The following is a 13,439-nucleotide window of genomic DNA, read 5'->3' as shown; positions in this document are numbered from 1 at the left end:
AATTGGGACATAGCCTTTTTCATGGCTGTGAGGCCGCTAACAGTTTCTCGCCCGTTTGCCCCGCACCGTTTCAGATTGAAACACAAACCTCCCTTCTACTGTTTCAAATCCGAACCAAATCGGCCGTCATTTTTATCCATTTTTCTGTCGTTAGACTGGCTCCATCAACCATTTGCCCACCCGTGCGGTGGCAAGCCAAGGAGTGAGCCATGAAGAAACTGATCAATGCCGTCGATGCCGTGGTCCGTGAACAACTGATGGGGATGGCAGCCGCCCACCCCGAGCTCAAGGTACGTATCGAACCCCACTACATCACCCGCGCCGACTCCCCCGTGATGGGCAAGGTGGCGCTGGTCTCCGGCGGTGGCAGCGGCCACGAGCCGATGCACGGCGGTCTGGTGGGCAAGGGGATGCTGGATGGCGCCTGCCCCGGCGAGATTTTTACCTCCCCGACGCCGGATCAGATGTACGAATGCGGTCAGGCCGTTGATGGCGGCGCGGGCGTGCTGTTTCTGGTGAAGAACTACACCGGCGACGTGCTCAACTTCGAGACCGCGGTCGAGCTGCTGCACGGTGACGGGGTCAAGGTCGGCTTCTCGCTGATCGATGACGACGTGGCGGTCAAAGACAGCCTCTATACCGCCGGTCGCCGTGGTGTTGCTACGACCGTGCTGTGCGAAAAACTGGTGGGGGCCGCTGCCGAAGTGGGCTATGACCTGACCCGCTGCGAGGCACTGGCCCGCCGCATCAACAACCAGAGCCGCACCATCGGCGTTGCCACCCACGCCTGCACCGTGCCTGCTGCTGGCAAGCCCTCCTTCACCCTGGCCGACAACGAGATGGAGTTCGGCGTCGGTATTCACGGTGAACCCGGCATCGAGCGCCGCCCCTTCACCGACCTCAATACCCTGGTGGACGACATGTTCAGCGAGCTGGCGGACAACACTCCCTATGGCCGTACTCTGCGTCACTGGGACAGAGCCTCCGGCAGCTGGCAGGAAGAGCACACCTTTATCGAACCGCTCAACAAGGGCGATCGGGTTATCGCACTGGTCAACAGCCTCGGCGGCACGCCCATCTCCGAGCTCTATGGCGTCTATGGTCGCCTCGCCACCCTGTGCGAAGAGGCGGGCATCCATCTGGTGCGCAACCTGATCGGCCCCTACTGCACCTCCCTCGACATGACCGGCATCTCCATCACCCTGCTCAAGGTGGATGATGAACTGATGACCCTGTGGGATGCCCCCGTTCACACCCCCGCACTGCGTCGCGGCTGCTAAGGAGCCTTCATTCCCATGCTAAGCAAACATCACATTGTCAACTGGCTGCTCGACTGCGAACACATCTTTACCGAGCAGCGTGACTACCTCACCGCGTTGGATACCGACATCGGCGACGGCGACCACGGCCTCAACATGCAGCGCGGCTTTGCCAAGGTGGCCGAGAAGCTGCCTGCGGTGGCGGACAAGGATATCGGTCAGGTGCTGAAAACCACCGGCATGACCTTGCTCTCCTCGGTCGGCGGTGCCAGCGGCCCGCTCTACGGCACCTTCTTTATCCGGGCGGCGGCCAGCACCGATGCCTGCCAGAGCCTGAGCCTCAGCCAGCTGTGCAAAATGCTCAGTGACGGAGTCGAAGGGATCGTCTCCCGTGGCCGCGCCGAGCCGGGCGACAAGACCATGTGCGATGCCTGGTGGCCAGCACTGGCGGCCCTGCAACAGGCGCAGCAGCAAGAGCTGCCCCTCAACGAGGCGCTGGACAAGGCAGTAGCCGCCGCCGCTGCCGGTACCGAGGCCACCATCCAGATGCAGGCCCGCAAGGGACGCGCCAGCTATCTTGGCGAGCGCAGCATCGGCCATCAGGATGCCGGGGCCACCTCGACCCTGCTGCTGCTGACCGCCCTGCGTGACAGAGCGAGGTTGTGACATGATCGGAATCGTAGTTGTCTCTCACAGCGCCATGCTGGCGGCCGGTTTGAAAGCGCTGGCCGACCAGCTCGGCAGCCCGGCCCGATTGCTGCTGGCGGCCGGGGTCGATGACCCCGACCACCCCATCGGCACAGATGCCATCGCCGTGATGAGTGCGATTGAAGAAGCGGACGACGGCAGCGGCGTGCTGGTACTGATGGACTTGGGCAGCGCCCTGCTCAGCGCCGAAACCGCCCTCGAACTGCTGCCCCCCGAGTTAAGCGCTAGGGTGCGGCTCTGCCCCGCTCCGCTGGTCGAGGGCACCCTGGCTGCCGTGGTGGCGGCCGGTTCCGGCCTGACGCTGGATGAGGTGGCCGCCGAGGCACTCGGCGCCCTGGGGCCCAAGCAAGCCATGTTGCCTGCCACAGCTGCACAGGTTGCCACTGAAACGGCACCGGTAGCCGACGACGGCTGGCTGCGCTGTGAGGTGGTGGTGGATAACCCCCACGGCCTGCATGTGCGCCCCGCCGCCCGACTGGTAGCCGCCCTCAAGCCCTTTGCCGCCGAACTCAAGCTGCAAAAGGGGGATAAAGAGGCCAACCCCCGCAGCCTGACCCGGCTCGCCATGCTCAACGTGCGTCAGGGCGACCAGCTCACCCTGCTGGCACGCGGCGAGGATGCCACCGCCGCACTGACCTGCTTCCAGCAGCTGGCAGCCGAGCGCTTTGGCGACTGACGCCACTGTTTCAAGGGGCTGCACTCGCTCGCTGAGCCAGTGCAGCACCACTTTCGTGCAAGTAAAAGACGAAGGAGTCCCCGGCACTGCCGCCCCTTCGCCCCTGTAAGTTTTAAGAGAAGTCTTAATTCATAAAGAGAGGGATAAAATATGGACCGCATTATCATCAGCCCCAGCAAATACGTGCAAGGCAACGGGGCCCTCGCCAATATCGGCAACTACGTTAAAGCGCTCGGCGCCAAGCCGCTCATTCTGGCCGACGCCTTCGTCACCAAGCTGGTGGGCGATACCGTGGCCACCAGCTTCCACGGCGCCGGTATCAAGCCAGAGTTCGACTGCTTCAATGGCGAGTGCTCCCGCCTCGAGATCGACCGCCTGCTGGCCCGCTGCAACCAGACGCCCTTTGACGTCATTATCGGCATCGGCGGCGGCAAGACGCTGGATACCGCCAAGTCGGTCGCCTTCTACCAGAAAGTGCCGGTGGTCATAGTGCCGACCATCGCCTCCACCGATGCCCCCACCAGCGCGCTGGCGGTCATCTACACCCCGGAAGGGCAGTTCAGCGAATACCTGATGATCCCGACCAACCCCAACATGGTCATCATGGATACCGGCGTGATCTCCCGCGCTCCGGTGCGGCTCTTGGTCTCCGGCATGGGGGATGCGCTCTCCACCTACTTCGAGGCCCGTGCCAACAAGGTGTCCGGTTGCCAGACCATGGCCGGTGGTGCCTCCACCCTGGCGGCGCAGGCCATCGCCGAGCTCTGCTACAAGACCCTGCTGGCCGATGGCTACAAGGCCAAGCTGGCGGTGGAACAGGGGCTCTGCACCAAGGCGGTGGAGAACATCATCGAGGCCAACACCTACCTGAGCGGTATCGGCTTCGAGAGCAGCGGGCTGGCCGCCGCCCACGCCATCCACAACGGTCTGACCCAGCTGGCCGAGTGTCACCACCTCTACCACGGTGAGAAGGTGGCGTTCGGTACCCTGGTGCAGCTGGTGCTGGAGAACGCCCCGATGGCGGAGATCGAAACAGTGCTGGCCTTCTGCCGCTCGGTGGGCCTGCCGACCAACCTGCATATGATGGGAGTCAAGGAGCTGGATATGGCGCGCCTGATGGAGGTGGCCAAAGCCTCCACCGCCGAGGGCGAGACCATCCACAATATGCCGTTCAAGGTCACCGCCGAGGATGTGCTGGCGGCCATCGTCACCGCCCACCAGCTGGGGCTGTAACCACGCCACCGCTGACCTTGCCATATAACAAGGCCCCGCAACTGCGGGGCCTTTTCATTTTCTGCGGGCCGGTTCGCAACAGCCTGAATAACTATCAGCCGTGATAGTCGGCGGGATCGATCTCGAGCAGTTTCAGCCGCCGCCACAGGGTGGTGCGGCTGATGCCAAGATGCTGGGCCATCTGGCTCACCTGCCCCTTGCAAGCGTGGGCGCAGCGCAAGATGGCTTGCCGCTCCAGCTCCGCCAGCGTTAGCAGCGGTTGCCCCACCACCTCGTCTGCCACCTGCTGATAGCCGTGCCGAATGGCTGCGGGCAGCGCCTCGGGCGGGATCGGCCCCTGACCGGCGTGAAGCAGCGCATGCTCCACGGCGCTGCGCAGCTCCCCCAGATTGCCGGGCCAGGGATAGGCGAGCAGACAATCGAGGGCCGCCGGACTGAACTGGCGCACCGGCTCGCGACCCTGCGCCCCCAGCTGCTGGCTGATAAGGCCCGGCAGATCGGCACTGCGCTCCCGCAGCCCCGGCAGCCACAGCTCGCACGCCTGCAAGGCATAGAGCAGCTGGCGGCCAAACAATCCCTCCTGTACCAGCTGCTCCAGCGGGGCGCTGCTGGTGGCGATGATCCGCACCTTGAGCGGCAGGATGCGGGCTGAATCGAAGCGCTGGATGCGGCCGGTCTTGAGCAGTTGCAGCAGCGCCGCCTGCATGGGGGCAGAGAGGCACTCCACCTGCTCCAGCACCAGGGTGCCGCCGTGGGCCAGCTCGAACTTGCCCGCCCGCTCCTGCCCCGCCTCATCGGAACCCATCAGCTCCAGCGCCATCCGCTCGCTCGGCAGCGCCTTGCAGTTGAGGGTAATGAGCGGCCCGGCGGCCCGTTCGCTGCCAAAGTGGATCGCCTCCGCCAGCTGGGCCTTGCCCACCTCCTCCTCGCCGCGCAGCAGGATCGGCCCCTGACTCTGGGCCGCCTGCCGGGCGTAGCGCAGCAGCTTGCGCATGGCGCTCGATTCGCCCACCAACGCCGACAGCTCGGGCACCGTCTGGCGCAGCTGATGAATGGCCCGCAGCCGGTCAACCGGGTGCAGCAGGGCGATAAAGCTGACCCCCTCCGGCCCCGGCAGCGGCTTGAGGCTCACCAGCGCATTGATAAACTCCGCCTCCTGCGCGCCGAGCCGCTCCAGCGTCACCTCCACATGACTCAGTGGCGTCTGCCCCCTGATGGCCAGCTGCAACCGCTGGGGCAGCAGCAGGTGCAGCTCCAGCGGTTGGCCGAGACAGAGCGCCGGATCGAGCCGCAGCCGATTGGCCGCCAGCGCGTTGAGGTAGCGCAGCCGGCCCTGCGGATCCCAGGCCAGTACGCCGTCATCCATGCCATCGAGCAGGGCGTAAAGCTCGCTCAGGTGATGCTGGGACTCCTGCATCAGGGTCTCCATCTGCAGCAGATGGGCCAGCTCGCGCCCGGCGCTGACGGTGAGCGCCAGATCGCCCGCGCTCGCCTCCTCTACCTTGCAGATCAAGGCGATGATGGCGACCTGACGGCCATTGCTGTTGTAGACCGGACTGGCGCAGCTGTGCCAAGGATGGAGGGTCTGATTGAAGTGCTGGGGGCCGCTGACGCAGAGCGGCACTCCCTCCAGCGCCGCCAGATTGATGGCATTGGTGCCGATACGCCCCTCGCTGAAAAAGGCGCCGGGGCCAAACCCCAGCGCCGCCAGCTCGCGCAGGGTGTCGGGGTGGCCGGTCCGGGCCAGCAGGCAGCCGCTCTCGTCGGTGAGCAGCAGGGCGCAGGGGCGCCCCTCCATAAATTCGTAGAGATCCTCGAGGGCCATCTCGCCGGTGGTGAGCAGGTCCCGCTTGCGCTGGCGCAGGCTCTGCAAGGTCTGCCCCTTGGCGCTGTGGGGCGGATGCCAGAGGGTGGCACTGGTCTGATGGGCGCAGCGCAGCCAGGATGCCTGCAGATAGTCAGGCCAGGGCTGAAGGTGCTGATGATGCTGAAGGTCAGATGGCATGGTCACAGCAATATCCGGCAAAAAGATAAGCCGTCATTTAACCACGCCCTCCCCGCAGATTCAGTGACCTGCCTCAGAGGGTGACAAGCCCGCCCTCCTCCCGGTCGGGTTCGCCGTCGGCAAATTGCTGGCCGAGCCAGTGGCAGAAGGCGCGGCACTCCGGCATCCCTTCGCTCTCCTGATGCACCAGCAGATCCCACTGCGGCCCCTTGACCCGACGGCTGGAGAGCGGCAACAGCTGCCCCTGCTGACGGACGGGACGGGAGAGCAGCTCGCTCACCAGCGCCACGCCGAGTCCGGCGCTGGCCGCCTCCAGCAGCAGACCGGGATCGGAGAAGTTGAGCCCCCGGGTCTGCAGTTGCAGATCCTCTCCCCCCTTGAGTGTCCAGTGATGCCAATCCAGCGCCCGCTCGCCATGCAGGGTGGTGCGCTCCTCCGCGGGCCGGGACAACACGGTTGCGGTGGCCACCGGCAGCAAGCGATCTGCAACCATGTGCTGATGGCGACACTCGGCCTGCGGCGCGAGATCCCAGCGCAGGGCGAGATCGACGGTCTGCTCGGCCATGTCGGGCTCTTCGTCACTGGTGAACAGCCAGAGATCGATGTCGGGATGCAGCCGATGAAACTCTCCCAGTCGCGGCAGCAGCCAGTGGCGGGCGATGGCGGTGCTGGTGTTGAGCACCAGCTGGTTCGGTTTGCGGTACTGCTCCAGCCGCTGGATCCCCATCGCCAGCTGCAACAGCACGCTCTGGGTGGTCTCCAGCAGATCCTGCCCCGCATCGGTCAGCGCGACCGAACGCCCCTGCCGGTGAAACAGCGGCTGGCCGAGCAGCTCCTCCAGCGAGCGGATCTGCTGGCTAATGGCGGACTGTGTCAGGTGCAGCTCCTGCGCCGCCTGATGAAAACTGCCGAGTCTGGCCGCCGCCTCAAAGCCCCGTAGCACGTTGAGCGGGGGCCACTGCTTGAACACCATTGATTAGCTCCACTTATCACTTTTACCGAAAATTGATCGTTTGTTCGCCGCTACGGCCACGGATAGTCTATTACTCAACGCAATTCGATTAACAGCGCTTGTCACTTCCGGTCATTCAGCGACAGCAAAGAGCGCCCTCATCCAAGGAGTTTTTCATGCCATCCCGACGCAACGTATTGAAACAGCTGGCCGCCATTGGCGTGCTGGCCGGGCTCGGCAATCTGCCGGGCAAGGCCCACGCGGCCAGCGGCAATGCCGGTGAGGATGCTGCCAGCGGCGAGCAATTCCATATGCCCGATGAAGCCGCCCCTCAGACGCAGGTCTGGGTCGCCTTTGCCGCCAGTGCCGATATCTGGGGTCGCGACTACAAGGAAGTGCAGGCCACCATCGGGCGGCTGGTTCAAGCCATGACCCCTTACACCAAGGTGAGCGTGCTCTGCCGCGAAGAGGAGGAGGCGCTGGCCCGCAAGCTCTGTGGCGAGCAGAACACCCGCTTTATCGTCGCAGAGCTGGACGATATCTGGCTGCGCGATACCGGCGGCGTCTTCGTTCAGAATGGCGAAGGGGAGCTGGGGCTGGTGGATTTCAACTTCAACGGCTGGGGTGACAAGCAGGAGCACGAACAGGATGCGGGCGTCGCCGAGCTGGTCAGCAAGCAGGCGGATGCCCACTATCTGCAAAGCAAGCTGACTGGCGAAGGGGGCGGCATCGAGGTGGATGGCAACGGCACCGCCATCATGACCGAGAGCTGCTGGCTCAACAGCAACCGCAACCCGGGGGTGAGCAAGGCGCAACTGGAAGCGGAGCTGAAAGCCAATCTGGGGCTGCGCAAAATCATCTGGTTGCCGGGCATCAAGGGCAAGGACATCACAGATGCCCACGTCGATTTTTACGCCCGCTTTGTCCGCCCCGGGGTGGTGGTGGTCAATCTGGACAACGATCCCCAGTCCCACGACTACGAGGTGACCCGCCAGCATCTGGCCATCCTCAAGCAGGCCACCGATGCGGACGGCAACAAGCTGGAGCTGCATATGCTGCCGCCACCGCTCGATGTGCGGGACAACCGCTTTAGCCGCAGCCGCGACTTCGCCGCCGGTTATATCAACTATCTGCCGATCAATGGCGCGGTGATCGCCCCCGAGTTTGGCGACAAGGCCGCCGACCGCTACTGCCACGATCTGCTGGCCCGCCTCTACCCCGGCCGCGAAATCGTGCAGATCAATATTGATCCGGTCGCCGCCGGTGGCGGTGGCATTCACTGCATCACTCTGCACCAGCCAGCCTGACCCTCCCCTACCCACTGATAACCCGGGGCGCTGCAACGCCACGGGTTATTTATCCATACCATTTCTGTTAACCAGGGCCCCTGACCCGCTGCCGTTCGGCATATTGGCCAGCATGCCGTATGGGATGTCACCTCACTCACACTCCTGTGTAATTCAAGAAGCTGAGGGTGAGTGGCACTTTCCATTGCCACTCCAGAAGTGTATTTTCTCTAATGGAAAATAGAGTTAGCAAACCACTTTTACTATCTGTAACGCTTAGTGAACGAGACAGTTTGCCGTGGCATCGGCATTACGGTGCTTAAACCTTAACATGGCGTTAATGCCTATCTGGAGTTATGAGTGTTCCGAAATATTCTATTTGCCATAGTTTTCTTTATCCTGATTGCTCCAGTAGCTACTTATGCATTTCAATTTGGTATCGGCTTTTGGGAAAAACCGGAAGAGTGGTCTGATTTGGGAGGGTATATTGGTGGAGTTTACACACCCATTTTAACTCTGTTAACGTTGTCTGTATTATGCGTGCAAATATACTTGCAAATGGCCCAACATCGGCAGCACTTAGTGAGTCTTCAAGAAACCCAGCTAACTGAGTATTTGGGTGAATTGAACAATGAATTGGATAAAGAAGTGGGTGAGGGTCTTACACTCCGTAGCTACTTGATCGGCACATATAACACTTTAAACAGCAGTGAGCTAAATAGCATTGACTTGGCTGTTGTCAATCAACTAAACCAAGCTCATCACAAACTCTATTCAATGTGGTCAGGAGCCATGGCATGTTTGTTATATATAAAAACATGTTCAAACATTAAAAGCCTTGAATCTACTCACTATCCGATCCAGAAAAACAAAATCATTGCTTACATGGGGCCACAAGTGTGTAGCTCCTTAGATAAGCATAATTATGCCATACAACTATTACTTAGTTCATTAACCAGAACCGAGAAAATACACAATATCGAATATGAGTTTTGGATAGATAAATCGCAGCCATGAACACGGGCAGCCCGTAGGTTCGATTAGCCGCAAGGCGTAATCGGACGTTCGCGTAAATCTATTTCCCCGCGATAACGGCCACCCGCATTTTCCCTCTGGCAGGCCGCCGCTGACTCACGGAGATAACCGTAAAATTAGGACACCCACCTTCCTGAGAAAACTGCTGTATCGCCAGCATGGCCAGGATGGATGTCCTTTTTTATCGATAGCATGTTTCACAAAATTCACGCCAACATAGCAAAGCATTTCAGAATGATTCGCAACGCTGGGCATTTTCGGTGTAAGGTTGGGTTTCGTGTTTATGGTGCAATGGTTTAGGTTAGGTGGCAACGTAGCTCACCCATTAATATGGCATTATCTCGTTTTAAAGGATTAGACATGATTAAGCTCAGACCTATGATCTCAAGTGAATATCCAGCATATTGCGATTATTTTATTGATGATTACAGCCGTGAGATAGCTGATAATTATGGCCACTCAATAGATAGAGCGATAGAGTTAGCCAATCAGGAGCTTCTTCGTAGTTTTCCTAATGGCTTGGAAAGCGATAAGCATGAATTATTGTGCATCGAATCAGATTCAGAACTAGTTGGTTATTTGTGGCATTCGATTAACGCCGATGATAAATCCACGTTTATTTATGACTTCTTCATTTTCTCAAATCGTCGCAATAACGGTTATGGGAAATTGGCAATTTCTGCGTTTGAATCAAAATTAGCATCAATTGGGATTGAGCAAATTAAATTACGAGTGGCGTACCATAATCAAAGAGCGTTAAAACTGTATCAAGATGTTGGCTTTGCCATTTCTGGCTACAATATGTCAAAGAAGACAGGCTTAAATTAGGAAACCCACCTTTCTGAACAAACTCCGTATAGCCAGCCCGTAGGTTCGATTAGCCGTAAGGCGTAATCGGACGTTCGCGTCAATCAATTCTCCCGCTATCACGGTCACCCAATTCCCCCTCTGACAGAGGCCGATGATTGACGGAAACTCCGGGGCAACTGTGCCTCGATCGTCCGATTACGCTTCGCTAATCGAACCTGCATGGGACGGTAATATATGGGATATGCAGGTTAGAGCGGATCAACCAATCCGACACGATCGCAATAATCATAATCACCACAAATAAAAGAGCCGCCCTTATGGGCGGCTCTTGGTATCAACGATGGATGGCTGAATCGTCTTGTTACCGAATCGTCTTTTTACTGAATCGTTATTGGGCCTTGGGCGCTTCAACCGCAGCGGTCGCCGGTTGGTCATCTTCCTTGATCCAGGCATCCAGCAGGGTGTAACCCACCGCCAGCACCACGGGGCCGATAAACAGACCGATGATCCCCATGGTCAGCAAGCCACCGATAACACCCACCAGGATCAGGATCAGCGGCAGGTCGGCGCCACGCTTGATCAGGAAGGGGCGCAGGAAGTTGTCCATGGTGCCCGCAAACAGTGACCATACCAGCAGGAAGGTGCCCCAGGTGGTGTCGCCGCTCCAGTAGAGATAGCCGATACAGGCCAGCAGCACCGGGAAGGGGCCGATCTGGGCGACGATCAGCAGGAACATCACCACCACCAAGATCATGGCGTAGGGGATACCGGCAATCAGCAGGCCGACACCGGCCACCGTGGATTGCACCAGCGCTGTCACCACCACCCCCATCGCCACGGCGCGGATCGCCTGTGAAGCGAGCACGGTGGCATTGTCACCCCGTTGGCCCGCCAGCCGGTGGGCAAAGCGGCGAATGCCGGTCGCCACCACTTCACCCGAGTGATAGAGCAAACCGCAGATACCGACCGTCAGCAGGAAGTGAACGAACAGCAGCCCCAGATTACCGGCCTGAGAGGCCAGCCAGCGGGCGGTCTGGCCGAAATAGGGCGCCAGCTTGGCAAACAGCACCTGACCACCGCTCGCCAGAATTTGCTGCCAGAACTCATACAACTTGGTACCCACCAGCGGGATCTGTTGCAGCCAGAGCAGCTCTGGCGGCGGCGACTGGCTGATATGGGTGCCCAGCTCGATCAGCATGGGGGCCTTCTCCGCCACATTGGCCAGCGTCATAAAGAGCGGGATGACAAATATCAGCAGCAGCACCAGCGTCATAAACAGGGCCGCCAGCGAACGCTTGCCCCACAGCAGGCGCTGCATCATCAGCATCAGCGGCCAGGTGGCGATGGTGATCATGGTGGCCCACACCAGTGCTGGCAGGAAGGGCTGCAACACCAAGAAACAGGAGATAATCAGGAGGCTGATAAACAGCACCCCCAGGGTTGTCTTGGCCAAATCCACTTTTTTCACATTCATAGAGTTCCCTTGTCAGAGCCGTTGCCCTTGGGTCGTGTATCGCATTTCAAGAAAGAGAGTATCCACCAGAGGCCCGCGCTCAACCAGAGCCCCAGCCCGAAAAAGAGCGATAACTGGCCGAGCAGGATAGTGAGCGAGCTGCTGGTCAGCAGCGGCACCGCCCACAGCCCGGCCCCGATCACAGTGCCCCCCGCCAGCGTGACTGCGCCGGCCAGGATGGGGGGATAACCGCTACGGCTCAGGGTAAGCAAGCCGCCCATCCAGAGCCCGAGCGCCGTCAGGCCGATCCCGGTCAGATGGGCCGATTGGGTCAGCCCCCCGAGTGCCAGTGCGGCGGCAATCAGCAGCAGCCAGCCAACCGCATGCCCATCGGCACGCCAGCAGGGGCGAGCAGCCAGCAGCAAGGCGCCGATCAGCAACCCGGCCGCCACGTCAGAGATAAAGTGTACTCCGAGCCAGACCCGCGCCAGACCGGTGACCAGCGCCAGCAACAGGGCCAGCGAAAGCGCCCGCCAGCGGTGCGTCGGCCACAGCCAGCCAAGCAGCGCCCCCCAGAACAGTAGGGCCGAGGCGGTATGGCCGCTCGGCATGCCAAAGCCTTGCGCGCTCTGGGTTGCCAGCTCTGGTTGCAGATGGAAGGGGCGCGGCCAGCCGATCCCCTCCTTGCCCGCCTGCACCAGCAGCCCGAGCCAGAGCATGGCGAACAGCAGCTGGCGCAGTCGTGGCCACCCCAGCAGCGGGAGCAGCAAAGGTATCAGGGCAAGCTGAAAGCCGCCTGAACCAAACAGATTGCTGACCGACAGCCACCAGACATCGGACCCCAGCCACTGCTGCAGGCGCATCATCAGCGGGATCTCGACCTGATGCAGCGCATTGCCCTGCGCCACGAAATCGGCCTGCCAGCGCACCTCGCTCTCGGGCACCTGCTCAAGCTGGGCTTGCAGCCAGTCGAGCTGATCCGGGAAACGGCGCTGCTCACGGGGGAGCTGGTCGGTGGCGATCAGCCGGGCGTTGAGGATCTCGCCCCCCAGATTGGGGGCCTTCAGGATCGAGACAAACGCTGTGTCTTGCTGGGCGACGATGGGCTGAAGGGTGCGGCAGGCAAAGACCTGCGCTTTCTGCCAGCGGCCAAGATCCGCGACGATTTCGCCGTGCAGGCCGGTCTCTTCATAGAGTTCGCGCAGCGCCGCCTGCTGCGGGCGCTCGCCGCCATCGATATAGCCGCCGCTCAGGCTGTAGCGGGAGGAGATGCGATCCTGCACCAGCAGCAGTTGCTCCTGATGGCGGATGGCGCAGGCGGCCGCCGAGGGGGCCGAGGGGGCCGAGGGAGCCGCCGGTTCGGCACTCACCGCAGGCACAGCGGCAATCAGCGTCAGCAACAGTAAAAAGAGGGTTCTCGACATCAATTTGCTTTCCCTATGCACAATGGCGACAAGCCTCCCAGAAATCAGATAGTTGGGCAATGGTAGCGGCCGGATCGCCGCCGTTCCCGCCGCGCTGGCGGTGCACGGAAGATTGCGATGAAGCGGGGCACTCCCTACTATTGGCGGCTATCTTCAATTTCATGCAGCAAATGCTGGAGCCCTCCATGAGACAGTTCGGCTTTTTCCTCGGCATCGCCATCGGTGTCATTTTGATCCTGTTCGGCAGCATCGTCATCTTCCAGGCGCTCCCTGCCGCACTGGATGTGCTGGAGATGCCAAGCCGCATCCCGTTCGTGCGCGAGGTCTACACCTGGCTGATGACCAGCGCCAACGGCCTGACCTCCCAGCTGGAGCAGAACTTCCTGGAAGCGTTCCAGACCGTGCTCAAGCTGATCCTGCTCATCACCTTCATGTGGGTCTGCGTCAAGCTGGTCAACATGGGGGTGCTGATTATCCGCGCCGGGGTTGATCTGATCCGCACCGCCATCGCCCACAGCGAAGGCCCGCATGACCAGAAGAAGCCGGATCAGCACGATCACTTCTGACTCAGCCCGAGTCGATGGATGTGAACGCTGCC

12 protein-coding genes are annotated in these 13,439 nt (G+C 60.7%); 8 read left to right on the top strand and 4 right to left on the bottom strand.

Annotation, left to right across the window (positions count from 1 at the left end):
* Positions 1 to 209: 209 nt before the first annotated feature.
* The 4 genes from dhaK (at position 210) to BN1115_RS01375 (ending at position 3,876) form a co-directional block, all read left to right on the top strand.
* Positions 210 to 1,280: a dihydroxyacetone kinase subunit DhaK gene (gene dhaK / locus BN1115_RS01390; RefSeq protein ID WP_042655737.1), complete on the top strand. Its 1,071-nt coding sequence runs from the start codon at positions 210 to 212 to the stop codon at positions 1,278 to 1,280.
* Between the two features lie 15 nt (positions 1,281 to 1,295).
* Entirely contained in the window at positions 1,296 to 1,925 is a 630-nt protein-coding gene (gene dhaL, locus BN1115_RS01385) for a dihydroxyacetone kinase subunit DhaL (protein WP_005355013.1), read from the top strand.
* A 1-nt stretch (position 1,926) separates the two neighbouring features.
* Entirely contained in the window at positions 1,927 to 2,643 is a 717-nt protein-coding gene (dhaM, locus tag BN1115_RS01380) for a dihydroxyacetone kinase phosphoryl donor subunit DhaM (protein ID WP_042655736.1), read from the top strand.
* A 150-nt stretch (positions 2,644 to 2,793) separates the two neighbouring features.
* Entirely contained in the window at positions 2,794 to 3,876 is a 1,083-nt protein-coding gene (locus BN1115_RS01375; protein WP_042655735.1) for a glycerol dehydrogenase, read from the top strand.
* A 94-nt stretch (positions 3,877 to 3,970) separates the two neighbouring features.
* Here the strand turns inward: BN1115_RS01375 and dhaR are convergent, their stop codons facing one another.
* Complete coding sequence (gene dhaR / locus BN1115_RS01370) at positions 3,971 to 5,881, bottom strand: dihydroxyacetone kinase operon transcriptional regulator DhaR (RefSeq protein ID WP_042655746.1); 1,911 nt, start codon at positions 5,879 to 5,881, stop codon at positions 3,971 to 3,973.
* A gap of 73 nt (positions 5,882 to 5,954) precedes the next feature.
* Positions 5,955 to 6,854: a LysR family transcriptional regulator gene (locus BN1115_RS01365; protein ID WP_042655734.1), complete on the bottom strand. Its 900-nt coding sequence runs from the start codon at positions 6,852 to 6,854 to the stop codon at positions 5,955 to 5,957.
* Positions 6,855 to 7,009: 155 nt separating this feature from the next.
* Between BN1115_RS01365 and BN1115_RS01360 the strand changes: the two genes are divergently transcribed.
* From BN1115_RS01360 to BN1115_RS01350, 3 genes are all read left to right on the top strand, one after another.
* Positions 7,010 to 8,140, top strand: coding sequence for an agmatine deiminase family protein (locus tag BN1115_RS01360; protein ID WP_042655733.1), 1,131 nt, complete (start codon positions 7,010 to 7,012; stop codon positions 8,138 to 8,140).
* A gap of 339 nt (positions 8,141 to 8,479) precedes the next feature.
* Positions 8,480 to 9,136 (top strand): hypothetical protein, encoded by a 657-nt coding sequence (locus BN1115_RS01355; protein ID WP_042655732.1) that lies wholly within the window; start codon positions 8,480 to 8,482, stop codon positions 9,134 to 9,136.
* Between the two features lie 378 nt (positions 9,137 to 9,514).
* A complete protein-coding gene (locus tag BN1115_RS01350; protein WP_042655731.1) occupies positions 9,515 to 9,982 on the top strand; it encodes a GNAT family N-acetyltransferase in 468 nt (155 codons plus the stop codon).
* A 370-nt stretch (positions 9,983 to 10,352) separates the two neighbouring features.
* On the opposite strand, the gene ydiK is transcribed toward BN1115_RS01350, so the two are convergent.
* Positions 10,353 to 11,438 carry an AI-2E family transporter YdiK gene (ydiK, locus tag BN1115_RS01345; protein WP_042062190.1) on the bottom strand — a complete coding sequence of 362 codons (1,086 nt, stop codon included), beginning with the start codon at positions 11,436 to 11,438 and terminating at the stop codon, positions 10,353 to 10,355.
* Positions 11,435 to 12,841: a phosphatase PAP2 family protein gene (locus tag BN1115_RS01340; RefSeq protein ID WP_042655730.1), complete on the bottom strand. Its 1,407-nt coding sequence runs from the start codon at positions 12,839 to 12,841 to the stop codon at positions 11,435 to 11,437. Before BN1115_RS01340 ends, ydiK begins: the two co-directional genes overlap by 4 nt.
* A 185-nt stretch (positions 12,842 to 13,026) precedes the next feature.
* Here BN1115_RS01340 and BN1115_RS01335 point away from each other — a divergent pair, with 185 nt between their 5' ends.
* Positions 13,027 to 13,407, top strand: a complete 381-nt coding sequence (locus BN1115_RS01335; RefSeq protein ID WP_042655745.1) for a hypothetical protein — start codon at positions 13,027 to 13,029, stop codon at positions 13,405 to 13,407.
* Positions 13,408 to 13,439 lie beyond the last annotated feature (32 nt).

It is taken from the genome of Aeromonas allosaccharophila, from assembly GCF_000819685.1.
GTDB classification, from domain to species: domain Bacteria; phylum Pseudomonadota; class Gammaproteobacteria; order Enterobacterales; family Aeromonadaceae; genus Aeromonas; species Aeromonas allosaccharophila.
This window is presented reverse-complemented; position numbering and strand designations above follow the sequence as displayed.

Coding starts and splice junctions, on each gene's coding strand:
- dhaL (WP_005355013.1), top strand. CDS start 1,296: ATGCTAAGCAAACATCACATTGTCAACTGGCTGCTCGACTGCGAACAC.
- BN1115_RS01375 (WP_042655735.1), top strand. CDS start 2,794: ATGGACCGCATTATCATCAGCCCCAGCAAATACGTGCAAGGCAACGGG.
- dhaM (WP_042655736.1), top strand. CDS start 1,927: ATGATCGGAATCGTAGTTGTCTCTCACAGCGCCATGCTGGCGGCCGGT.
- BN1115_RS01360 (WP_042655733.1), top strand. CDS start 7,010: ATGCCATCCCGACGCAACGTATTGAAACAGCTGGCCGCCATTGGCGTG.
- BN1115_RS01335 (WP_042655745.1), top strand. CDS start 13,027: ATGAGACAGTTCGGCTTTTTCCTCGGCATCGCCATCGGTGTCATTTTG.
- BN1115_RS01350 (WP_042655731.1), top strand. CDS start 9,515: ATGATTAAGCTCAGACCTATGATCTCAAGTGAATATCCAGCATATTGC.
- BN1115_RS01365 (WP_042655734.1), bottom strand. CDS start 6,854: ATGGTGTTCAAGCAGTGGCCCCCGCTCAACGTGCTACGGGGCTTTGAG.
- dhaR (WP_042655746.1), bottom strand. CDS start 5,881: ATGCCATCTGACCTTCAGCATCATCAGCACCTTCAGCCCTGGCCTGAC.
- dhaK (WP_042655737.1), top strand. CDS start 210: ATGAAGAAACTGATCAATGCCGTCGATGCCGTGGTCCGTGAACAACTG.
- BN1115_RS01340 (WP_042655730.1), bottom strand. CDS start 12,841: ATGTCGAGAACCCTCTTTTTACTGTTGCTGACGCTGATTGCCGCTGTG.
- ydiK (WP_042062190.1), bottom strand. CDS start 11,438: ATGAATGTGAAAAAAGTGGATTTGGCCAAGACAACCCTGGGGGTGCTG.